Origin of the sequence: Hymenobacter latericoloratus (assembly GCF_014199535.1) — a bacterium.
In the GTDB taxonomy this organism is placed as follows: Bacteria; Bacteroidota; Bacteroidia; order Cytophagales; family Hymenobacteraceae; genus Hymenobacter; species Hymenobacter latericoloratus.
Window position 1 is genome coordinate 72,814 of sequence record NZ_JACHNV010000003.1, and the last position, 23,016, is coordinate 95,829.

Sequence of the window (23,016 nt, forward strand, 5' to 3'; positions counted from 1 at the left end):
CCATGAACCCATTCACTTACTCCAGCGCTACGGCCGTCGAGGACGCCGTGCGCGACAACGCCAGCCACGAGGGCGCGGCCTACATTGGGGGCGGCACCAACCTGCTCGACCTGATGAAGGAAAATGTGGCGCGCCCTACCCACCTGGTGGGGCTGAACAAGCTGCCGCTGACTTCCATTGAGCCTACCCCCGAAGGCGGCCTGCGTCTGGGCGCCCTCGCCACCAACGCCGATACGGCCTGGAACGAGGAAGTAAAGCGCCGCTACCCCCTACTCAACCAAGCTATTCTGGCCGGGGCTTCTCCTCAGCTGCGCAACATGGCCACCAACGGCGGCAACCTCCTGCAGCGCACCCGCTGCTACTATTTCTACGACACGGCTACCCCCTGCAACAAGCGCGAACCGGGTTCGGGCTGCGGGGCTATTGGGGGCTTCAACCGAATTCATGCCATTCTGGGGGCTAGTGAGCAGTGCATTGCTACCCACCCCTCCGATATGTGCATTGCCCTGGCCGCCCTGGCCGCCACGGTGCGCGTGAGCGGGCCCCGTGGCGAGCGGACGATTCCCTTCGAGGACTTTCACCGCCTGCCCGGCACCACCCCGGAGCGCGACAACAACCTGGAGCCCGGCGAGCTAATTACCGGCCTCGATTTGCCGGCCAAAGGCTTCGAGAAGAACTTCAGCTACCTTAAGCTGCGCGACCGGAACTCCTACGCCTTCGCCCTGGTATCGGTGGCGGCGGCCCTGGAGCTGGACGGTGACACCATCAAGGATGCGCGCCTGGCCCTGGGTGGGGTAGCCCACAAGCCCTGGCGCGACCAGGAGGCCGAAAACCTGCTAAAAGGCCAGCCTGCTACCCCCGAAACCTTTGCCCGTGCTGCTGCCAAAGTGGTAGAAAGCGCCGTGGGCCAGGGCTCCAACAACTTCAAGATTGAGCTGGCCCGCCGCGCCATTGTGCGCGCCCTTAAGCAAGCCGCCGAAGGCAGCCAGCACGCATCCGACGTCTTTTTAAACTCGAATCCATGAGCACGACCAACTATATCGGCAAGCCCACGAGTCGGGTTGACGGCCCGGCTAAGGTGACGGGCGCCGCTACCTACGCCGCCGAGTTTCAGGTGCCCAACCTGGCCTACGGCTGGGTCGTGAGCAGTGCCATTGCCAAAGGCCGCATTACCAAAGTGCACTCCGAGGAAGTGCTGGCCATTCCGGGTGTGCTGGAAGTGTTTTCGCACGAAAACGTGCCCAGCCTGGCCTGGTTTGACCGCAACTACAAGGACGATGTGGCCCCCGGCGGCTCACCCTTCCGGCCCCTGCACGAAGACAAAATTCAGTTCAACCAGCAGCCCATTGCCCTGGTAGTGGCCGAAACCCTGGAACTGGCCCGCTACGCCTCTTCGGTGCTGCGCATTGACTACGAGGAAGAGAAACACGAAACCGACATCGAAGCCAAGCGCGACGAGGGTTTCGAGCCCGGCAACGGCAAATCGGGCTGGATGCCGCCGCCCCCGCCCCGCGGCAACCCCGATAAAGCCTGGGAGGAAGCTGAGCACCGCCTGGAGCACGAGTATGTGCACGGCGCTCAGCACCACAACCCCATGGAAATGTTCGGGGCCACGGTGGAGTGGCGCGGCGACAAGAAGCTGACGGTCTATGACAAGACCCAGGGGGTAGTAAACGTGCAGAACTACCTCACCAAAATCTTCGGGCTGAGCAAAGACGACTGCCGGGTAATCAACCACTACATGGGCGGCGGCTTCGGCTCGGGCCTGCGCCCCCAGTACTCGGTATTTCTAGCTGTGCTGGCCTCGCTGGAGCTGAAACGCTCGGTGCGCGTCACGCTCACGCGCCAGCAGATGTTTAGCTTCGGCCACCGGCCCCACACCCTGCAGTACGTGAAGCTGGGCACCAACCCCGATGGTACCCTGGCCGCCCTGCAGCACCACGCCCTCCACGAAACCTCGCAGTTTGAGGAGTACACCGAAAACGTGGTGAACTGGAGCGGTATGCTCTACCAGTGCGAAAACGTGAAGCTGGGCTACCAACTGGCTAAGCTGGATGTGTTTACGCCCCAGGACATGCGCGCGCCGGGCGCCGCTACCGGCTCCTTCGCCCTGGAAGTAGCCATGGACGAAATGGCCGCTGCCGCCGGAATTGACCCCATCGACTTCCGCATCCGCAACTATGCCGAAGAAGACCAGAACGCTGGCAAGCCCTTCTCCAGCAAGCGCCTGCGCGACTGTTACCACCAGGGAGCGGCCAAATTCGGGTGGGACCAGCGCAACCCCCAGCCCCGCTCCATGCGCAAGGGCAACCGCCTGGTAGGCTATGGCATGGCTGGCGGCGTGTGGGATGCCACCCAGAAGAAAGCCGCCGCCAAGGCTACCCTCACCGCCGATGGCCAGTTGCTGGTTTCCAGCGCCACCGCCGACATCGGGACGGGCACCTACACCATCATGACCCAGATTGCGGCCGAAACCCTGGGCCTGCCGCTGGAGGCCGTCACCTTCAAGCTCGGCGACACCGACATGCCCGAAGCTCCCGTGCAGGGCGGCTCCTGGACCGCCGCCTCCGTCGGCTCGGCCGTGAAGAGCGTGTGCGAGGCCATCGGGGAGAAGCTGCTCAAGCTGGCCCAGAAGATGGAAGGCTCGCCCCTAAAAGGCGCCAGCCCGGACGAGGTGGAGTTCGTGAACGGCCAGATCCGGCTGCGCCAGGACCCCGACAACGCCGTAGTCATCCGCGACGTGCTCCAGGCCAGCGGCGAAACCAAGCTGGAAACGGATAGCTCGGCCACGCCCAATATGCTCAAGCAGGGCACCCACTCCATGCACTCGCACAACGCCGTGTTTGTGGAGGTGGAGGTGGATGAGGAGTTCGGCACCGTGCACGTTACGCGCGTGCTCAACGCCGTAGCCGCCGGCCGTATCCTCAACCCCAAAACCGCCCGCTCGCAGGTGCTGGGCTCCATTGTGTGGGGCATCAGCATGGCCCTGATGGAGGAAACCATCATGGACCACCAGTTTGGGCGCTACATGAACCATAACTACTCGGAGTACCACATCCCCGTGCAGGCCGATATCCACGATATCGAGGTGCTGTTCGTGGAGGAGGAAGACGACGTAGTGAACCCGCTAGGGGTGAAGGGGGTAGGCGAAATCGGCCTACTGGGCGTAGCCGCCGCCATCACCAACGCCGTGTACCACGCCACCGGCAAGCGCGTCCGCGACCTGCCCATTTACCTGGATAAGCTGCTGTAATCCAGTTTGTCGTAATACAGAAAAGCCCCGGTTCCGTAAGGTACCGGGGCTTCTTCTTATTATGTCCTTTCTATTAGAGATTCATAAAGCTTCGTTCTCCAAAAATTTCTAGATATGACATCGTCATGTTCAAATAATTCTTCAACTTCTCTTAATAACTCGAAAAGTTTAAAAGTATTATCTACGTTTATGGTTGTCAACTTTTTATAAACTGCGTCTTTGTAGGTTTTAAACTCTTGATTCTTAGAATTTTTTACTTTTTCGCTTATAAATTTTCTGACATCATCAGGGTTTTGAATATTCGCTATTTTCTTAGCATCATCACTAACTTGCTTTATGAAGAAATCAATGAGTTGAGGAAGTTGTTTAGTTTTATCGAATATAGTTTCTACTTTGCCTCTGTGTGGAAAAGTAAGAAGATCTACTGGATGATTATATTCATCTGTTTTAATTCCTTTAGGCCTGATGTATATTTGACTAGTTTTGGAGTTGTCTTCAAATTTAAGTTTAAAAACCCCATTAAATGATACCGAACTTCTCTTTATCTCATCATTTTCTAATATTAAGTTGAAGGATAGATGGAGGTTATTGCTAACCCTTACCTGGTTCTTCATACTAAATGATACATATAGTGTAGAATCGTCTACTCGATAATTGTCAATAAAAATCTCGTTCTTAGATGTTTCAACGTATCTGCCTAAAGCAACTAAGGCAAAGAATACAGAAAAATTTATTCCAAAGTCCTTGTATCCATTGCCTGACGTAAAAGCGCGGATATAGAATTTTTCATCAGAATTCTTGTAGATTAATCTTAGGTTTTTTTCTTCTTCATTGTTAGAATTTTTATCACGTAAATATTCTTTTATTGTATTAATTAAGCTATCAAATTCTTTATCTCTACAATAGTTTGCAAATTTGCTAAAATTGAAGTAGTCTAATATGTCATTTTTGGCTGAATATCTTGTCTCTGCTATCAGTAAATCGGATTTTGTTTTTGATCTAATGAAGTTGTCATTTGTTGAAAATACTTCAAATAATGCCTTTTCTTCTTCTAGTATTTTGGAAAGATATATATTTTTAATCTTTGATGTTATATCAATTTTCTCACATTGTTTGTCTAGTCTGTTTAATGACGACAAAAGGTAACTTGCGTTTCCTATTTTGAAAACTTCATTTTTATTTTCATCTATCTCGAATATTTTTTGTAAATCTTCTTTGAATTCGTTTCTCTTTTCTAATATTCCTAATAGTTGCTTAGCTGTAACGAAGCTGTTAGATTCGAAATCATCCTTTTTACTCGACTCGCTTTCTAGTATCATTTGTGATGTTTGGTAATAGGGTTAAAAGAACAAATTGATAGAGTACTGTTCATGTATGCATCGACACTCCAAAGTAGATAGTTATTGATGTAAACTATGACAGTATATCTAAGCCCAAGATAGAAGTAATTGTAAGATTTGACAAACATATAAATTGACTGTTTGCCAACATGCTATAATGTTTTCAACACCTCCACCGCATTCGTGTTCTTCGGATTAAGCTCTACGGACTTTTTATAGTTGGCTTTTGCCAGCTCTTTGTTGCCGGAGGTGAGGTAGGCTTCGGCGAGGCTGTCGAAGGCGTTGCCGCTTTGGGGGTGGAGCACGGTGTTGAGCTTGAAGATCTCCAGGGCTTTCTGGGTTTCGCCCTAGCGCAGCAGCGTGTAGCCCCAGCTGTTCAGGTCGCTTTCGGAGTGGCGGTAGTGGTTACTCTGCTTTGATCACAACTGGACCGGTTGGTAGGGGTGAACTGGTTAACTGCTGCCTGACTTGGTTTGAAAGTGTCGTTAGCACGCTGTATTGGTTGATAGCTGCCGACAGCACGAAGACCGTAAGTGTGTACTTCTCGAAATTCTGCTGGTGCTGCAGGTTCTTGTCGAAGGTAAGCAGGGCGTCGAATCCTTCGGCCAGCATCCGTTTCAGCAGCTCGCCGTTTTTGATGCCGGCCCATCCTTTGTCGCGGACGGTGTACACTTCGTGCTCGGGGAAGTCTGCCTTCAACCGCTTCGGTAGGTTCTCATCAAGCAATAGCCGCATACCAGTGGGCTACGTTGCGGGAAGTCAGCAACTTGTTGGCGACCTCCAAAACGGCCACAGCTTGCTCCCGGCTTACCGTGGGGAAGTCGTCCAGGAATTCGGCCAGCGAAACGCCAGCTTCCAGGTGGTCGAATAGCGACTCCACAGGCACGCGGGTACCGGCAAACACCGGCTGCCCGCCCTGAATGTCTTCATCAACAGTAATCAGCGTCTTAATGTCCATAGCGAATTCAAGGTACTGCTTATTGGTCTTTTACGCGAGTACGCCTGGTTTGCTACCCCGCCGCAACCCCCAAAGCCCCAGGGCCGGCCCAATGGCCAAGGGCAGCAGCAGATACGGCGGCTCCAGGAAGTGGCTTAGCCAGTTGGTAAGCTGAATGCTAGCAATGGTCAGGGCAAACCCAAGGCAGTTGACAATAGTCAGAGAAGTACCCCGCGAGGCGGCCGGCGCGTTCTGCGCTACCAGCGTCGAGAACAGCGGCGAATCGGCTACCACCACTACCCCCCAGAAAAACAGAAACCCCAGCAGCAACCCCACCGAGCCACTCCCCAGCACCAGCGGCGACACCACGCAGCACACCCCCGACAAAGCCAGTGCCGCCGTAGCCACCGGGCGCGGCCCCAGCCGCTGGGAAAGCAGCCCGCTGCCCACGCAGGCCAGACTACCCACCCCAATAATCAGAAACGAGAGCAGGGGCACTGGCAGCGCTGCGCCGGCATGCTGCTGGTTATACGCCGCCAGCAGCACTGGCACGAAGGCCCAGAACGTGTACAGCTCCCACATGTGCCCGAAGTAGCCGAATGCCGCCGCCCGAAACGCCGGCTCCCGGAACCCCGCCAGAAACGCCGTGAGGCGCAGCTGCTGCCCGGCGCGGCGGTAAGGCCCATCGGGCACCAGCAGTACCAGCGCTACCCCGCCCAGCACCGCCAGTCCCGACGTAGCCAGCGTCACGTACTGCCACGGCAGCTGGGCGGTAGCGGCCTTGAGTAGGTGCGGAAACGCTGTGCCCAGCACCAGCGCCCCCACCAGAAACCCCAGTGACTTGCCCAGCCCGGCCTGGTAGTAGTCGGCGGCTATTTTCATGCCCACGGGGTAAATGCCGGCCAGGAAAAATCCCGTCAGGAAGCGCAACGCCAGCAGCTCCGGGGCCCCAATGCCGCCGAGGTTGACGCCCAGGTTGCAGGCCGCCGCCAGCAGCGCACTCACGCAAAATACCCGCGAGGGCGAAAACCGGTCGGCCACAGCCAGCAGGGCGAAGGTGAGCGTGCCGGTGATAAAGCCCAGCTGCACGGCGCTGGTGAGCGTAGCCACGAAGCTAGGCGGCAGGTGGAGTTGAGCGGCTATATCGGGGGCTACGGCGTTGCCGGCAAACCACAGCGAGGTGCAGAAAAACTGCGCCCCCACAATGGTGGGTAGGATGCGGGACATGAATGGTTGGGCGGGACGGGTGGGTAGGAGCGGAACAGGTCAGCAAGTTGCCGAAAGTTCGGCGGAGGTGCTCAGGGTATGTGGACAGGTAGCAATACCCGACCAATTAGAACAGTCATTTCGAGCTTGTCGAGGAATCTCGCGTGCTGATGTCTGATTAGTAATCCAACGTCAGCATGCGAGATTCCTCGACAAGCTCGGAATGACGTTCAGTAAACGGACGTGTTATTCCAGCTTCTTCGCGGTTTTGCAGGCCAGCTCGTAGTAGTGGTTGCCGTTGAACGCAAACTCCCGAATAACCTCCAGGCCCAGCTTTTGGGTGTGAGCGGCGTAGGAGCGGCCATTGATGCGGTTGATGAACGTGACCAGCACGGGGTAGCGCGCCGCCATCTGCTCCCTGGAGAACTCAAAAATCCGCTCCAGCAGGCCGCTACCCCGGTAGGCTTTGTCCACGCAGACCGGGCCGTACTGGTAGGAATTTTCGGTGCTCAGCTGCCGGTCCGCGTACGTTAACGTTGGCAATTGCTCGATCATAAAGGCAAAAATCGGCCACTCCGCCCAGAACTGCCACGAAGCCGCCATGACGTAGGCCACTACCTGACCCTGGTGGGTGGCAACGGACAGACCTTGTTCCTGCTCGATCAGCTGCATGAGCTGCTCGCGGGCAAAGGCCGTCGTCACGAAGCCGTCGGGCTTGTCTTCCTCGGCAATAGTGGCTAGCTGGTACTTCCGATGCAGGGCCAGCACGCCGTCGATGTCGCCTATGTCGGCTAGTTTGAGTTGCATAGGGGGGTAGGGGAAAGGGAGGTTGGGAGTGGAGAACTACAGGAAATAACCAGAACGTCCTATCGAGCTGGTCGAGACATCTCGCGGGCTGACGTTGCGGTGCTAATAAAACTGGCCTAGAACAGTATATAGCCTGTCATCCTGAGCTTGCGAAGGACCTTCCCCCGTCAGCACGAGAAGCTAGGCCAGTCGTTCACGCGGGGTAAGGTCCTTCGCAAGCTCAGGATGACGTGCTTGTATAGCGGGTTACCACTCCAGCGTCAGCCCGCGAGATGTCTCGACCAGCTCGACAGGACGTTCTGGTTGTTTTGAGGACGACTTCCGGACAGCAGCAATATAAGTGACGCCTTGCCCATTTCTTACCCTACATCAAGGCCCCGCCACCTAAGCCGGGGTACTTTTGTTAGGTAACTATTACCAACCGCATGCATCGCCAAGATTTCCTCAAAGCTCTGGCCGTGCTACCCCTCGCTACTGCTATGAATTCCCTGCAAGACCTCCACAAAACCGCCAGTTCCTTCCAGAAAACGGCCAAGATGCCCGTGCTTTTCGTGGGTCACGGCTCGCCCATGAACGCGCTGGCCGACAACCCTTTCACCCAAACCCTGCACCAGCTCGGCCATGATATCCGCAACCGGCAGCCTCCGCGGGCCGTGCTGGTGGTGTCGGCGCACTGGCTGACGCGCGGCACTTTCGTGGCCGTGAACGAGCGGCCCGAAACCATCCACGACTTCGGCGGCTTCCCGCAGGAGCTGTTCGACATGCAGTACCCCGCCCCCGGCGCCCCCGATGTGGCCCAGGAGGTGCTGCAGGCCCTGCCCGACGCCTACCCCACCGAGGAGTGGGGTCTCGACCACGGCACCTGGACGGTGCTGCACCATATCTTCCCGGAGGCCGATATTCCGGTGTTCCAACTCAGCATCGACTACTATAAGCCCCTTACCTACCACGCCGAGCTTTCCCGGCAGCTGCAGTTTCTGCGCCGCCGGGGCGTGCTCATTCTGGGCAGCGGCAACATCGTGCACAACCTGCGCCAGAGTATGCCCAAGCTGATGCAGGGTGACGCCACGCCTTACGCCTGGGCGCAGGAGTTTGATGAGTGGGCCAAAGCCAAAATAAACCAGCGCGACCTGCACGCCCTGGCCCACTACCAGCAGGCCGGGGCCAGCGGCCCGCTCTCCGTGCCCACCCCCGACCACTACATCCCCATGCTCTACAGCCTGGCCCTGGCCGAGCCCGCCGACGACATCCGCCACGCCTACGAGGAAGTGAGCTTCGGGGGCATGAGCATGCGCACCTTTGTGGTGGGGTAGGGTACGGATAACTGCCGTCTGCTGCTAAGCAGGGTTCAGTGTGGTGGGAGGGGTAGGAAAAGAGCCGTGGCAGGTTTTCGCGCTACCTCCTCCGTAGCAACCATCCTGCCCGAAACAGAGTAGGGCAAAGCTCACCTGAGAAGACCAGCTGCCGCCGGGCCGGGGCCCGCAGGCTACCCGGCGCCGTGGGCGCCCCGGCTCGGCGGCAGCTGGTCAATCGTGCGGCTCCTGGAAGTTTTAAGGAGCCTCTCCCGAGCTATTACTCTATGACGCAGGAACAACTACGCCTCGCAGAAACGAATACACACACCGCCCCCTGGAAAAAGTTTGGCCCCTACCTCACCGAGCGGCAGTGGGGTACCGTGCGCGAAGATTACTCGGCCGAAGGCAATGCCTGGAATTACATCAGCCACGACATGGCCCGCAGCAAGGCCTACCGCTGGGGCGAAGAAGGAATCGGCGGCATCTCCGACGATCAGCAGTTGCTGTGCTTTGCCGTGGCCCTCTGGAATGGGAAAGATGAAATTCTGAAGGAGCGCCTGTTTGGCCTCACCAACGGGCAGGGCAACCACGGCGAGGACGTGAAGGAGCTGTACTACTACCTCGACAGTACGCCCACGCACTCCTACATGAAAATGCTCTACAAGTATCCGCAGCGGGCGTTTCCGTACCGGAAGCTGGTCAGGGAAAATGCGCGCCGCACGCGTCAGGAACCCGAGTATGAGCTGCTCGACACGGGCATCTTCAACAAGGGCCGCTACTTCGATGTGTTTATGGAGTACGCCAAGGCCGGCCCCGATGACATCCTGATTCAGCTAACGGTGCACAACCGCGGGCCCAAGCGCGCCTCGGTGCAGGTGCTGCCCCAACTGTGGTTTCGCAACACCTGGAGCTGGGGCTACGATGCTGCTCGCCCCGTAATACGCGAGCTGGAGCCCGGCACGGCCCTGGCCGAACATCCGGCCCTGGGCGCCTACCACCTCTACTGCGACCAAGCCCCGCCGCTACTCTTCTGCGAAAACGACACCAACGGCGCCCGGCTCTATAACCTGCCCGCCGATGGCCTGCATTTCAAAGACGGCATCAACGATTACATTATTGATGGCAACGCGGCCGCCATTAACGCTGAGCAGCAAGGCACCAAACTGGCCGTTCAGTACCACCTTACCCTGCAGCCGGGCCAGTCGCAGCAGGTGCGGCTGCGGCTGCGGCAGCCGGCCTGCCCCGAGCCCTTCCTGGACTTCGACCACATCTTCGCGGCCCGCCGCCGCGACGCCGACGAATTCTACGACTGTCTCCAGGAAAACCTGCCCCCCGACCCCGATGCCCGCAACGTGCAGCGCCAGGCCTTTGCCGGCATGCTCTGGAGCAAGCAGTTCTATTACTACGATGTTACGCAGTGGCTGGAAGGCGACCCGGCCGTATCTACGCCGCCGGCCGAGCGCCGCAAGGGGCGCAACCGGCAGTGGGGCCACCTGCAGAACCAGGACATTATTTCCATGCCCGACAAGTGGGAATATCCCTGGTACGCGGCCTGGGACCTGGCCTTTCACTGCATTCCGCTGGCCATGGTCGATGCGGAGTTTGCCAAAAGCCAGCTGCGCCTGCTCACCAAAGACTGGTACATGCACCCCAACGGGCAGCTGCCAGCCTACGAGTGGAACTTCTCCGACGTGAACCCGCCCGTGCACGCCTGGGCTACCTGGCGCGTGTACAAAATGGATAAGAAGCTACGCCAGGACCAGGGCGACACGGCGTTTCTGGAGGCCGTGTTTCATAAGCTGGCCCTCAACTTTACCTGGTGGGTAAACCGCAAGGACAAGAGCGAGCGGAACATCTTCGAGGGCGGTTTCCTGGGCCTGGATAACATTGGGGTATTCGACCGCTCGGCTCCGCTGCCTACCGGGGGCTTCATCGAGCAGTCGGATGGCACGAGCTGGATGGCCATGTTTGCCCTGAACCTGATGCGCATGGCCCTGGAGCTGGCCCGCCACAACCCGGTGTACCAGGATATGGCCAGTAAGTTCTTCGAGCACTTCCTCTACATCGCCGATGCCATGACCCGCGGCGGCGACGGTCTGTTCAACCTCTGGGACGAGGAAGACGGCTTCTACTACGACGTGCTGCACACCCCCGATCAGGAGCGCATCAAGCTGAAAGTGCGCTCCATTGTGGGCCTGATTCCGCTGTTTGCGGTAGAAGTAGTGGACCAGGCCCTGCTGGACGCCATGCCCGAGTTTACCCGGCGGGCGCGCTGGCTGCTGGATAGCCGCCCGCACCTGGCCAAGCTGGTGGCCCGCTGGGAAGAGCCCGGCAAGGGCGCCCGCCACCTGCTGGGCCTGCTGCGCCGCTCCCGCCTGAAAAAGCTGCTCACCCGCATGCTCGATGAAACCGAGTTTCTCTCGGATTACGGCATCCGGGCCATGTCGCGCTACCACCTGGAGCACCCCTACGTGTTCAGCACCGAGGAAGAAAACTTTGAGGTACACTACGTGCCCGGCGAGGCCGAAAGCAGCATGTTCGGGGGCAACAGCAACTGGCGCGGGCCCATCTGGTTTCCTATCAACTACCTCATCATCGAGTCGTTGCAGCGCTACCACTTCTACTACGACAGCAAGTTTCAGATTGAATATCCCACCGGCTCCGGCACCTTGCTCACGTTGCAGGAGGTAGCCGCCGCCCTGGCCGGCCGCCTGACCAAGCTGCTGCTTAAGGACGAGAACGGCCACCGCCCCGCCTTCGGTGATAATGAGCTGTTGCAGCAGGACCCGCACTTCCGGGACTACCTGCTTTTCCACGAGTACTTCCACGGCGACACCGGCCTGGGCCTGGGGGCCAACCACCAAACCGGCTGGACCGGCCTGATTGTGCGGTTGCTGCAGTTGCAGGAGCAGCGTTAAACTGCCAGGGACCCGCCAACAAGCTGTTAGCGGGTCCCTGACGATTTGACGACGGTCGTTGCGCTTATTCTTTCAGTTTGGCCTCAATCAGGGCAATGACCTTCCGGTTCTTGCTTTGTTGAGCTGCCCCCAGTACCGTAGTGCCTTGGCCATCATCGGCCCGTACGTCGGCGCCGTGGGCCAGCAGCAGCTCCACCAGCTCCGGGCTGCCTTTGCCGGCGGCGTACATCAAGGCCGTCGTCTTGAACCAGTCTTTCCATTCGAGTTGGGCCTTGTGCTCTACCAGCAGCTTCACAATAGGAAAGGTACTGGTGTTGATGGCCATAGTAAGGGCGCTAAACTGAGCGCCCGGGCCCATTTGCATGATGGCGCTGGCGTCGGCACCCTCGTTGAGCAACTGCTCTACTTTCCGGGCGTCGTTGTCGTGAATGGCGGCAAACAGCTCCTTGGCCTTCGTCTGAGCGAGGCTTGCAACGGATAAACTAACGATGAATAGGAAGGTGAGGAAAGCTCTGAGCATACCGCAGCAGCAAATGTGTATTAGGAATAAACCCTAAAGGTAAGGTGCCTCGTCAGTAAACCAGTGCCGCAGGAAGCTGCCTGGCTGTAAAACAAACCGTCTGATTACCCGCTTTAGCACCTCAGCTGCTTTCCAACAACCGCACAGCTTCCATATGAGCTACCCCAACGCCGTTTCGCTTACTGCCTCCGATAACACCCAGTTCAACGCCTATACCGCCTTCCCGACTACGGAGGGGCCACATCCCGGCATTATTCTGCTGCAGGAAGCCTTTGGCGTAAAAGGCCACATCCGCAACGTGGCCGACCGGCTGGCTCAGGCGGGCTACGTGGTTATTGCTCCCGAAGTATTCCACCGCACCGCCGCGCCCGGCCTGGAAATACCTTACTCCGACTTCGCCAGCGCCATGCCCCACTACCAGGCGGTTACCCCAGAGGGCGTAACCGCCGACGTGCAGGCCTGCTACGACTGGCTGCGGGCCCAGCCCACCGTAACGGAGAAGATTGGCAGTATCGGGTTTTGCCTGGGCGGGCGGCTCTCGTTTCTGGCCAACGCCGTACTACCCCTCGCGGCGGGCGTATCCTACTACGGGGGCGGCACTCACCTGCTGAAAGACCGCGCCGCTGACTTGCACGCGCCGCACCTGTTCTTCTGGGGCGGGCTCGATCAGCACATCAGCAAGGAGAAGATTGCGGAGGTAATTGACGCCGTAGAAGCGGCCGGCAAGCCCTACCTCAACACCGTTATTTCCTACGCCGACCACGGTTTCCACTGCGACGAGCGCCCCAGCTACCACCCCCAGGCCGCCGCCGAAGCCTGGGCTCTCACGCTGGCCTTCTTCCAGGAAAAGCTGCGCTAGGCACTGCTTTATCGTGGGTGAAAACAACGGCGCCCTACCCCTCATTGTGGGGGTAGGGCGCCGTTGCTGCTTTATGGCATCTACTTGGCTTTGGCCTGAATCAGCTTGACTACCTCGGCGTTGCCGCCTTCCTTGGCGCTGGCCAGTACATCTTTGCCGTCCTTGTCTTTGGCTTTGGGGTTGGCCCCGCTGGCCAGCAGAAACTCCACCACTGGCAGGTGCCCGGCGGCAGCGGCGGCTATGAGGGCGGTGGTGTTAAACGAATCGGGCTTATCGACCTGGGCTTTGTTTTTAACGAGGGCTTTCACCACATCCAGGTGCCCATTGCCGGCTGCAATAACCAGGAAGGTTGTCGGGAAGCCAGGCATCATTTCTACCGCGGCGTTGGCATCGGCGCCGGCCGTGAGTAGGGCTTCCACTTCGGCCGCTTTGTTCTTCATTACAGCGGCGTACACCTTTTGGGTGAGAGTTTGGGCGTGGGTAAGGGTAGCGGTAGCTAAAAGTATCGTGAAAGCGAGAAGAAGTTTTTTCATGCCGGGAAATCCAATTACAAGCGGGAACCAAGCCCAAAGATAGTGCTATGCCACCGGAATATCCCTATTTCCGGCCCGCTGTGTGGCCCGGCAGCCAACGCGGGGCAGGAACGCAGGTAATTTTGGTAGAGCAGTTATAAGAGGACCAAAGCGAGTTGGTTATGGATATTTATATAGAATTAATCTAAATAAATTTTACTTCTCGGTTTTTCCGCTCTTACTTTGCAGCGTTTTAGAACGGTTCTAAATAAGTAGCTCGCATGAACACACTGCAACGCCTGGGTCTGGTTTCCACCTTAACGGCCTGTTCTCTTTCCGCTGTGGCCCAACAAGCCGCCTCCATTCGCGGCACGGTTACCACGGCCGACGGCCAGCCGGCCGAAGCCGTAACGGTTGGGCTGAAGGGCCGGAGCCAGGGCGCCATTACCAACGGCCGGGGCCAGTACACCATCGACCGGGTGCGCGACGGCGAATACACCGTCGTTGTATCGGCCGTGGGCCTAAAATCGGAGGAGAAGACAGTAACGGTAAGCGGGGGCCAGGGCGTAACGCTGGATTTCATGCTGACGGAAAGTGCCCAGCAGCTGAAGGAGGTAGTGGTGAACGGCGCCCGCGTGAACCGCTTCGCCCGCAAGCAGTCCGTGGACGTAAACAAGATGCCGCTCGACAACCTGGAAAACCCGCAGGTGTACGCCACCGTGGGCAAGGAGCTGCTGACCGAGCAAGTAGTATTCTCCGTGGATGATGCGACGCGCAACGCCCCGGGCCTGCAGAAAATGTGGGACGCCACCGGCCGCGGCGGCGACGGCGGCGCCTTCTACGCCGCGCGGGGCTTCGTTACGCAAAGCCAGCTGCGCAACGGCGTGGCCGGCAACGTAACCGGCAACATCGACGCGGTGAACCTGGAAAAGCTGGAAGTTATTAAAGGCCCCTCGGCCACGCTGTTTGGCTCGGCCCTGACCTCGTACGGCGGCCTGATCAACCGCGTCACCAAGAAGCCGCTCGACACCTTCGGCGGCGAAATCAACGTGGCGGCCGGTAGCTACGGCTTCCACCGCGTGAGTGCCGACGTGAACCTGGTGGACCAGAACACGCCCGCCGACCAGCTTAAAACGGTGGGTTTCCGCCTGAACACGGCCTACACCTACGAGGACAACTTCCAGAACCAGGGCTACACCGGCTTCAACAAGAACCTGGCCGTAGCCCCCAGCCTGCAGTGGCGCCCCTCGGACCGGCTGACGGTAAACCTGGACGCGGAAATCTACAAGGGCCGGGGCACGGGCAACCAGTTCATCTTCCTCTACTTCGCCCCGAACGTGCTGGGCTTTGACCGGGCCGACCAGTCGCCGTTTGACTACCGCCAGTCGTACCAGGGGCCGGGCCTGCTGCAGGATTCGCGCAGCACCAACCTGTTTGGGCAGGTGCAGTACAAGATTTCGCCCGCCTTCACCAGCACCACCTACCTGACCAGCAGCAACAGCTACTCCAACGGCAACTCGGCGTATTTCTACCTGACGCCGTCGACCGAGAAGTTCCGCCGCCGCCACCCCGAGCTGCCGGCCGCCGACAATTACCTGGTGCGGGCCGACCAATCGACGGACAATAGCCAGAAGCAGCTGTGGGAAGTGCAGCAGCTGTTCAACGGCGACTTCCAGGTGGGCAACATGCGCAACCGCGTGGTGCTGGGCCTGGACTTCCTGCGCATCGACTCGGACGTTAACTTCGTGGGCGCCAACTTCGACACGGTAGCCCTGGCCTCGCCGCGGCCCGTCCTGGACCGCTTCAACGGCCCCAATATGAACGCCGTGTACGCTAGCGGCGGCGGCGGGCGCTACCTGGTCACTACCAAATCGAACACCTACAGCGCCTTCATCTCGGACGTGCTGAACCTGACCGAGCAGCTAAGCGTGCTGGCCGCCCTGCGCGTGGACCACGTCAACAACAAAGGCGGGCTGTACTACTCGCCGGTGGCGGCCTACAAGCAGACCACTTTCTCGCCGAAGTTCGGGCTGGTGTATCAGCCGGTGAAGGAGCGGGTGAGCGTGTTTGCCAACTACCAGAACAGCTTCAACAACCTGGGCATTTACCTGGCCGCCGATGGCAGCCGGCCGCTGGCCCGGCCTGAGCGCGCCAACCAGTGGGAAGGCGGGGTGAAGCTGGACGCGGCCGGTGGCCGCCTCAGCGCCACGGTGAGCTACTACGACATTCGGGTGCAGGACCGGCTGCGGCTGCTGGGCTACGCGCCTACCACGTTTGAGGCCATCAACGCCCAGGATGCCACCCAGCGCAGCAAAGGCGTGGAAGTCAATTTCACGGCCAACCCGGTGCCCGGCCTGAACATGGTGGGGGGCTTTTCCTATAACGATTCGAAGTTTGAGGACTCGCCCGAAGATGTGAACGGCCGCCGGCCCAACACCGCTTCCTCGCCCTACCTGGCCAACGCCTGGGTAAGCTACCGCCAGCCCGAGGGCGCATTGCGCGGCCTGGGCGCCGGCATCGGTGGCAACTACGCCAGCGAAAACCGCGTGCAGAACTCCAGCACCAACGTATTCATCCTGCCCAGCTACACCATTTTCAACGCCAGCCTGTTCTACGACCAGCCCAAGTACCGCATTTCGGCTAAAGTGGATAACCTGACTGACCAGCGCTACTGGACCGGCTACACCACCATGAACCCGCAGAAGCTGCGCAGCATCATCGGCAGCGTGGCCTACAAGTTCTAACCTAATCCTTTCCCGCTTATGACGGCTAAGCAGCTCGTTGGCAAGCTACACCTCTGGCTCGGACTCGCGTCCGGGCTAGTGGTGTTTATTGTAAGCATCACGGGGGCCATCTTCGTTTTCCAGGATGAAATCCGGGACCTGACCGAGCCCTGGCGCAAAGTGGAGGCCCGGGCTATGGCGCCGGTGCTGCCCTCGCGCCTGCAAGCCGCCGCCCTGGCCGCCCACCCCGATGTTGCCAGCCAGGACACCTGGGTAACCTATTTCGGGCCCGCGCGCTCGGCTACCGTGTTCTTTACCACCAAGGCCGGGGCGCCCACCCAGGTGTACCTGAACCCCTACACCGCCGAGGTGCTGCACGAGCACGACCTGCGCACCCACTTCTTTGCGGTGGTGCAGGAAATCCACATGACCCTGCTGCTGCCCGAGGCCATTGCCAAATGGGTAGTGGGTGGCGCCGTCCTGATTTTCGTGGTGATGCTTATTACCGGCCTCGTGCTGTGGTGGCCCAAGCGCAAGCAGGAGCGTAAGCAGCGCTTCACCATTAAGTGGGGTGCCCGGTGGCGGCGCGTGAACTATGATCTGCACAACGTGCTGGGCTTTTACGCCGCCAGCATGGGGCTGCTACTGGCCCTGACGGGCCTGTTCATGATTTTTCCTTCGGTGCTGACGCCCATTGCCTACGTGGCTAACGGCGGCAAAACCTACCCCCAGGACCTGATAACGGCCAAAGTAGACACGTTGCAGCCTGTGGCCGCGGCAGCCCTGCCCGTCCGCGACGTTATCTACCAAGCGGCCCGCCGCCGCTCGCCCCAGGCCGAAATGATTCTGCTGGGCCCCACCGGCACCGGCAAGCAGCCCGCCTACTGCTGGACTTACCGCCAGGCCCTGCACTACTACTACCGCGACGACTACGCCTTCCACCCCGTTTCGGGCCAGGAGCTGCAGGCCAGCCTGCACGACACGAAAAGCGCCGGTACCCGGCTCACGGACATGAACTACGACATCCACACCGGCCAGATTCTGGGCCTGGGTGGGAAAACCGTGGCGTTCCTGGCCAGCCTGGTTTCGGCCAGCCTGCCTGTAACCGGCACCATTATCTGGTGGGGGCGGCGTAATAAAAAGAAAAAGCCCCGGAAGCGGCAGGTGCAGGTTGCCTGAGCAGGCGGGGGTAGGGCGCTGCCGCCGCAATGCAATGATAATAAGCCAAAAAGCTGGGCCCAGGGGTCCGGCTTTTTAGTTGGTGTGAAAACCAAACCGTCTGTCATCCTGAGCGCAGCGAAGGACCTTGTCACGTTAAAACGAGCCGTTAATACGTCTATTGTTCTACCGTGACAAGGTCCTTCGCTGCGCTCAGGATGACAGACGGTTTACGCCAGAAACTAGCTTACTGCCTACCATCAGCCTCCCTACCCATGCGCTGGGTCATCATGCTGGCCAGAATGATTTGCAGGGCGTGGTAGAGCATGAGGGGTAGCAGCAGGAGGCCCGTGGCGGCGGTGGCCGGGAATAGGAGGCTGGCCATCACGCTGCCGTGCACCAACGATTTTTTGGAGCCGCAGAACAGGGCCGTAATCCGGTCTTCGCGCGAGAAGCCCAGTACCCGGCTCAGGCCCCACACCACCCCGAAAATAGCCAGGTACAGCCCTACCATGCCCAGGCCCAGCAGCACAATGTCCTGGGCGGCGTAGCTGCGGAAAATACCCTCGGCAAACGACTCGCAGAAGGCCGTAAAGACAATTAGCAGAATCACGACCTGGTCGGAGATGCGCAGGGTGCCCTTGTGGTGCTCGGCAAAAGCCCCGAAGCGGCGGTTGAGCAGCACGCCCGCCACCACCGGCAGAATCACCTGCCAGGTCAGGCTCAGGGCCAGGCCCCAGAGGTGGCCGCCATCGGCGGACGTGTGCAGGAACAGGCTGGTCCAGAGCGGGGTGAGCAGGATGCCCAGCAAGCTGCTGATGCTGGCGTTAAAAATAGCGGCTGGCAGGTTGCCCCGCGCAATGCTCACCATCACCACGGAGGTAGAAACCGTGCTGGGCAGCGTGCACAGAAAGAAAATGCTCTGCCACAGCTGCTCGCCCTTCAGCCCCGCAAACAGGGGCCGGGCCAGCAGCGCCAGCACCGGAAAGGCCACGAACGTAATCAGCTGCACCACCACGTGCAGGCGCCAGTTGCGCAGGCCGGCCTTTAGCTTGTCGAGGCTCAGGCGCAGCCCGTAGAAAAAGAAAATCAGTGCCACGCCGGCCGTGGTAATGGCTTTCCACGGAATCGGGCTGGCCTTGCTGCCTACGTCTGGAATCAGGTACGCCAGCACCACCGCGCCAAGCAGCCCCAGCAGAAACCAGTCGAGCAGGCCCGCCCGACGGAGCAGGGCCAGGAAACGGTTTTCAGAAGGGTTTGGGGGCAGAAGGGGGGTAGGAGATGAAGCCATAGAAGCACAAAATAAAAGCGTCAGGCTGAAGTAGCCTGACGCTTTTTGCAAGTACGGACGCGTAACGCCCGGGTTATAGCCCGGCCTTATACGGCCGTAGCCAGCTTGCGCTCCTTCTTCCGGGCCTTACGCAGGCGGTTCAGCCACAGAATGGTGCCCGTGATGGGAAACGTGAAGCCCAGTACGCACACAATCAGGCTGATAACCTTGGACGGCCAGCCCCAGATAGAGCCCGTGTGCACGGGCTTAAATAGGCCGCGCACCCGCTGGCCGAGGCTGCGCTGCTCGTAGGTCTGCTGGCTAAGCACCTGGCCCGAGTACTGGTCGAGGTAGGTTTCGTCGGTGGCGTTTTCGTAGCTGGCATTGGGGCGCAGGGTAGCTACCCGAATGCTACCGGTAGGCTCCTTGGGCAGCTGCAGGGAGTAGTACACCGAAGTGGGCGCCAATGCGCGGGCCCGGGCCAGGGCCGCGTCGGGCGTGAGGCCGGGGGTAGGCGCTACTTCCGGGGTAGCAGTGGTTTCGGGGGCGGCGGCGGGGGTAGGGGCCGACGCTACGGCCGGGGCGCCCGGCACTACAGAAACCGGCGGCTCGGGGCGCTGCATGGGCGAGTTGGTCACGGCGTAGATGCCCTTGTTAAACCACTCAAACGACCAGGCCAGGCCCGTGAAGGCAAATACAAACAGGAACAACGCCGAGTAGAAGCCCAGCACAATGTGCAAATCGTGGTTGAGGCGCTTCCAGCCCCCGCTCCACTTCACCCGCAGGCGCTGCTTCAGGGCCTTGCGGGTAGCGGGCCACCAGAGCACAATGCCGGTGATGATGATGAACAGAAACATCACGGTGCACACGCCCACCACCAGCTTGCCGATGGGGCCGCCCACCATGCCGCGGTGCAGAGCCATCATGGTGAAGAAGAAGGTTTCGCGGTAGTTCAGCTCGCCGGTTACGGCGGCGGTATAGGGGTTCACGAACACCACCGGGCCGCGGCCGCCTTCGCCGCCGCCGCCCTTGCCTTCGCCTTTACCTTCTTTGCCGCCTCGCTCGCCCCGGCCTTCTCCCTGTCCGCCTTCGGGGCGGCGTTCTTCTCCCTGCGGGGTTTTGCCAGCTTCCATGCGGCCTCCTGCCGCTCCTTTGCCTTCGCCCTTGTGCTCACCACCGGGGCCACCGGGGGCGCCAGCCAGGTTAACCTCCACGGTGCGGGTAGGGTCGGCGTACACTTTCACGCCCGTAATTTTCGCATCGGGCTTGTAGGCTTTCACGGCGGCCGTGAGGCGGTCCAGGGGCAGGGCGGGGGTAGCGGCGGCCGGCGCGGCCACGAAGTAACGCTCCGGGTGCCAGGCCTGCTCCAGCTCTTTCTCGAAAACGAGCACGGCGCCCGTCAGGCAGACCACGGCAATAATCAGCCCCGAAACCAGGCTGAGGTAGAGGTGAATGTTGCGGAAGAAGATTTTCATGGGGCTAAAATACAAGGCGGGACGTCGGGCGAAAACCCGGAAGGTGGCTAGTTGCAGCCAGCACCTTCCGGGTTTCCTTTTCACTCACTTTTTGTTCGGCCAGCAAGGTCAGGTTCTTCAACCCGGCTGCCGTTAGGCGCTTACAGGCGGTAGCCCAGGGTAGCCGCGAAGTTGCGCGGGGCAATGGGGTTCACGCTGTTGTCGTCGTGCATGTTGTAGCTTAGCTCGTTGAGCAGGTTGGCCAGCTTCACGCGCACCGAGAACCGGTCGTAGCTGTAGCCCAGTGAGGCGTCCAGCTGCATGTAGTTCGGGATGGTAATGAACTGGTTGGCATCGGCGCCGGTAGCCCAGGGCTTGCCGTCGGCGGGGTTAACCAGGCGCGGGTTGCGGCCGGCCAGCTTATCGCCCACGTAGTAGGTCGTGATGCCCGCCGTCAGGCCCCGCAAGAACCCGTTGTCGCCGAAGGTGCTGCCGAAGTTGTAGAACAGGCTGAGGTTGGCCGTGTGGGCGGGGTTGTAGCGCAGGCGGCTGCCGTTTTCGAAGATGTTGCTGTTCGTGTACGCCGTGTGGTTGTAGCTGTAGCCGGCAATAAACGACAGCCCGTACATCGGCTTGCTCTGGATATCCACCTCCACGCCCTTGCTCGTCACCTCGCCGGCCAGCTCCTGGGGGCTGGTGGAGAACTGGGTGGTAAAGCGCGGGTCGGTGGGCAGTACGCTCTGAATCTGGTTGCTGTTGACGATGCGGTAGGCCGTCACGTTCGCCGACAGCGCCCCCTTGAACAGGTCGTTCTTGATGCCTACTTCGTACTGGTCGATGATGGACGGGGGCAGGGGCTGGCCGTTGAGGTCAACGGCCGTGTTGCTCTGCGGGGTAAACGAGTTGGAGTACGAGGCGAACAGGGCCGTCGTCTTGATGGGCTGGTACACTACCCCCAGGCGGGGCGAGAAGGCGTCATCGTAGCGGCGGTTGTTCACCAGCTGGCCGGCCAGGGGGCCATTCTTGTTGGTGCCCGAGCGGTTGGCGGCCGTGTTGTAGTAGTACAGGTCGCTGGGGGTTTCCTGGTAGCTCCAGCGAATGCCGGCCAGCACCTTCACCTTCTCCGAGACGCTAAGCAAATCCTGGGCGTAGAAGCCGGCCCGGCGGGTGTTGCTCCGGGTGGAAAGGTTGCGCACCAGGTCCCCAAAGCCCCCGATTCGCTCCTTGGGCTGGGCTACCACCTTGTTGCGGTCCAGGATGTTGATGGCGTCGTAGGCCGTAACGCTGGTGCGCGAGTTGGTGGCCGAGGTCGGGCCGGAGTAGGCCAGCGTGTTGGTCAGGTACTGGTCGGCATCGGCGCCCACCAGCACGGTGTGCTCCAGGGCGCCGGTGCGGAACTTGCCCGTCAGGTCCAGCTGGGCCAGGAAGTAGTTTTCGTTGGTTTCAGTGCGCTGCAGGCTGCGGGTCAGGTCGCCGTAGGTAGCGGCGGCGGCGCTGGCCACCGGGCGGCTGGCGCTGCGCAGCTCGTTGTTGTAGCGCTGGTAGCCGGCTACCCCCCTAATCTGCCAGGTATCGTTCAGGCGGCTGGTGAGGGTAGCGGTGGTGCTGGTTTGTTGGGTGGCGTTGTTGGCCCCGGACACGTTCAAAAAGCGGCTCCGCGACTCCTGAACCTGGTAGTTGATGGCCCCGATGCCGAAGTCGGGCGTGCGGTTGTCGCGTAGGTAGTCGCCTTCCAGCACCAGGGTGGTCTTGGGCGTGAGGGTGAACAGCAGGGAAGGGTTCACGTACACCCGGTCCGACTTCACCTCGTCGCGGAAGCTGTTGCCCTGCTCGTAGGTGCCGTTCAGGCGGAAGGCCACGTTTTCGCTGTTGCCCACGGCCCCGTACACGTCCACCATGGGCTTCCAGAAGCCGAAGCTGCCCACGCGCAGGCCCACCGAGCCGCCGCGCTCAAACTGCGGCTTCTTGGTGACCAGGTTCAGCACGCCGCCCGCGGCCACGTTGCCGTACAGAATGGCCGCGCTGCCTTTCAGCACTTCCATGCGCTCCAGGGAGCTGGCCTCGGGCATCACGCCGTTGTTGAAGCGCACCCCGTTCTTGAAGGTATTGTTGCTGCCGTAGGCAAAGCCCCGGCTGCCCAGCTCTTCTTGGGTGCCGCCGGTGGTGCTGGTCACGTACAGGCCGCTCACGTTCACCAGGGCATCAGAAAGGCGCAGTACCTGCTGCTGCTCCAGCACCTGGCGCTCCACCGTCACGGCGCTCTGGGGCAAATCCAGGGAGGCTACGGGCAGCTTGCTCACGCTGGTGGGGCGCTCGTTCAGGCTACGGTTGCCGGTTACGGTTACTTCGCTCAGCTGCTGGCTGCTCTGGGCCAGCGTAAACGAGGACAGGGTAGTGGTTTCGCCGGCCGCCACTGTTACGCTCAGCTCCTGCGTGGTGTAGCCCAGGCTGCTCACTACCAGCTGGTAAGAGCCGGCCGGCGCCGAAAGGCGGAAAGAGCCATCCGTGTTCGTCGTCGTGCCGAAGGAAGTGCCTTTCAAGGCCACCGTCACGCCTTCTACCGGCAGGCCTTTCTCGTCTTTTACTACCCCGGCCAAACGGCCGCGCTGGGCGGTTTCATCACCGGTATGTTTGGTAGTAGCCGGGCCATTATCACCGCTGAGGGAGGTAGCAAAGCCAGTAACCGGGAGAGAAAGCAGCAGCAGAAGGGGGAGAGGTCGGGCCATCGGGCGGGGGCAATCTTGTTTAGAACGATTTAAAACAA

At 59.9% G+C, this 23,016-nt stretch carries 18 protein-coding genes; 7 read left to right on the forward strand and 11 right to left on the reverse strand.

Annotated features, from left to right (window positions below; translation table 11 throughout):
* The first annotated feature begins 2 nt into the window (after positions 1–2).
* Positions 3–1,025 (forward strand): FAD binding domain-containing protein, encoded by a 1,023-nt coding sequence (locus tag GGU46_RS10830; protein ID WP_183403565.1) that lies wholly within the window; start codon positions 3–5, stop codon positions 1,023–1,025.
* On the forward strand, positions 1,022–3,253 hold the full coding sequence (locus tag GGU46_RS10835) for a xanthine dehydrogenase family protein molybdopterin-binding subunit (RefSeq protein WP_183403566.1): 2,232 nt from the start codon (positions 1,022–1,024) through the stop codon (positions 3,251–3,253). Before GGU46_RS10830 ends, GGU46_RS10835 begins: the two co-directional genes overlap by 4 nt.
* 59 nt (positions 3,254–3,312) lie before the next feature.
* Here GGU46_RS10835 and GGU46_RS10840 read toward each other — a convergent pair whose 3' ends face one another.
* The 6 genes from GGU46_RS10840 to GGU46_RS10865 all read right to left on the reverse strand — a co-directional run bounded on the left by GGU46_RS10840 (position 3,313) and on the right by GGU46_RS10865 (position 7,543).
* Positions 3,313–4,572 carry a hypothetical protein gene (locus GGU46_RS10840; protein WP_183403567.1) on the reverse strand — a complete coding sequence of 420 codons (1,260 nt, stop codon included), beginning with the start codon at positions 4,570–4,572 and terminating at the stop codon, positions 3,313–3,315.
* Between the two features lie 173 nt (positions 4,573–4,745).
* Positions 4,746–4,898 (reverse strand): tetratricopeptide repeat protein, encoded by a 153-nt coding sequence (locus GGU46_RS10845; protein ID WP_183403568.1) that lies wholly within the window; start codon positions 4,896–4,898, stop codon positions 4,746–4,748.
* A 100-nt stretch (positions 4,899–4,998) separates the two neighbouring features.
* Positions 4,999–5,328, reverse strand: coding sequence for a DUF5615 family PIN-like protein (locus GGU46_RS10850; RefSeq protein WP_183403569.1), 330 nt, complete (start codon positions 5,326–5,328; stop codon positions 4,999–5,001).
* Positions 5,312–5,551 carry a DUF433 domain-containing protein gene (locus tag GGU46_RS10855; protein ID WP_183403570.1) on the reverse strand — a complete coding sequence of 80 codons (240 nt, stop codon included), beginning with the start codon at positions 5,549–5,551 and terminating at the stop codon, positions 5,312–5,314. Before GGU46_RS10855 ends, GGU46_RS10850 begins: the two co-directional genes overlap by 17 nt.
* 30 nt (positions 5,552–5,581) lie before the next feature.
* Positions 5,582–6,757 carry an MFS transporter gene (locus GGU46_RS10860; RefSeq protein WP_183403571.1) on the reverse strand — a complete coding sequence of 392 codons (1,176 nt, stop codon included), beginning with the start codon at positions 6,755–6,757 and terminating at the stop codon, positions 5,582–5,584.
* A gap of 225 nt (positions 6,758–6,982) precedes the next feature.
* On the reverse strand, positions 6,983–7,543 hold the full coding sequence (locus tag GGU46_RS10865; protein WP_183403572.1) for a GNAT family N-acetyltransferase: 561 nt from the start codon (positions 7,541–7,543) through the stop codon (positions 6,983–6,985).
* Between the two features lie 479 nt (positions 7,544–8,022).
* Between GGU46_RS10865 and ygiD the strand changes: the two genes are divergently transcribed.
* Entirely contained in the window at positions 8,023–8,856 is an 834-nt protein-coding gene (gene ygiD, locus GGU46_RS10870) for a 4,5-DOPA-extradiol-dioxygenase (protein WP_183403573.1), read from the forward strand.
* 266 nt (positions 8,857–9,122) lie between these two features.
* A complete protein-coding gene (locus GGU46_RS10875; protein ID WP_183403574.1) occupies positions 9,123–11,756 on the forward strand; it encodes an MGH1-like glycoside hydrolase domain-containing protein in 2,634 nt (877 codons plus the stop codon).
* Positions 11,757–11,820: 64 nt separating this feature from the next.
* Here the strand turns inward: GGU46_RS10875 and GGU46_RS10880 are convergent, their stop codons facing one another.
* Positions 11,821–12,276, reverse strand: a complete 456-nt coding sequence (locus tag GGU46_RS10880; RefSeq protein WP_183403575.1) for an ankyrin repeat domain-containing protein — start codon at positions 12,274–12,276, stop codon at positions 11,821–11,823.
* A 154-nt stretch (positions 12,277–12,430) separates the two neighbouring features.
* Between GGU46_RS10880 and GGU46_RS10885 the strand changes: the two genes are divergently transcribed.
* A complete protein-coding gene (locus GGU46_RS10885) occupies positions 12,431–13,135 on the forward strand; it encodes a dienelactone hydrolase family protein (protein WP_183403576.1) in 705 nt (234 codons plus the stop codon).
* 80 nt (positions 13,136–13,215) lie between these two features.
* On the opposite strand, the gene GGU46_RS10890 is transcribed toward GGU46_RS10885, so the two are convergent.
* Positions 13,216–13,668, reverse strand: coding sequence for an ankyrin repeat domain-containing protein (locus GGU46_RS10890; protein ID WP_183403577.1), 453 nt, complete (start codon positions 13,666–13,668; stop codon positions 13,216–13,218).
* Between the two features lie 260 nt (positions 13,669–13,928).
* On the opposite strand from GGU46_RS10890, the gene GGU46_RS10895 reads away from it, so the two are divergent.
* Together GGU46_RS10895 and GGU46_RS10900 are read left to right on the forward strand one after the other, a co-directional pair.
* Complete coding sequence (locus GGU46_RS10895) at positions 13,929–16,391, forward strand: TonB-dependent receptor (RefSeq protein ID WP_183403578.1); 2,463 nt, start codon at positions 13,929–13,931, stop codon at positions 16,389–16,391.
* A gap of 18 nt (positions 16,392–16,409) precedes the next feature.
* Entirely contained in the window at positions 16,410–17,549 is a 1,140-nt protein-coding gene (locus GGU46_RS10900) for a PepSY-associated TM helix domain-containing protein (RefSeq protein WP_183403579.1), read from the forward strand.
* 226 nt (positions 17,550–17,775) lie between these two features.
* Here GGU46_RS10900 and GGU46_RS10905 read toward each other — a convergent pair whose 3' ends face one another.
* The 3 genes from GGU46_RS10905 to GGU46_RS10915 all read right to left on the reverse strand — a co-directional run bounded on the left by GGU46_RS10905 (position 17,776) and on the right by GGU46_RS10915 (position 22,978).
* Complete coding sequence (locus GGU46_RS10905) at positions 17,776–18,819, reverse strand: bile acid:sodium symporter family protein (protein ID WP_183403580.1); 1,044 nt, start codon at positions 18,817–18,819, stop codon at positions 17,776–17,778.
* A gap of 86 nt (positions 18,820–18,905) precedes the next feature.
* Positions 18,906–20,273, reverse strand: coding sequence for a PepSY-associated TM helix domain-containing protein (locus GGU46_RS10910; protein ID WP_183403581.1), 1,368 nt, complete (start codon positions 20,271–20,273; stop codon positions 18,906–18,908).
* A gap of 140 nt (positions 20,274–20,413) precedes the next feature.
* A complete protein-coding gene (locus GGU46_RS10915) occupies positions 20,414–22,978 on the reverse strand; it encodes a TonB-dependent receptor (RefSeq protein WP_183403582.1) in 2,565 nt (854 codons plus the stop codon).
* Positions 22,979–23,016 lie beyond the last annotated feature (38 nt).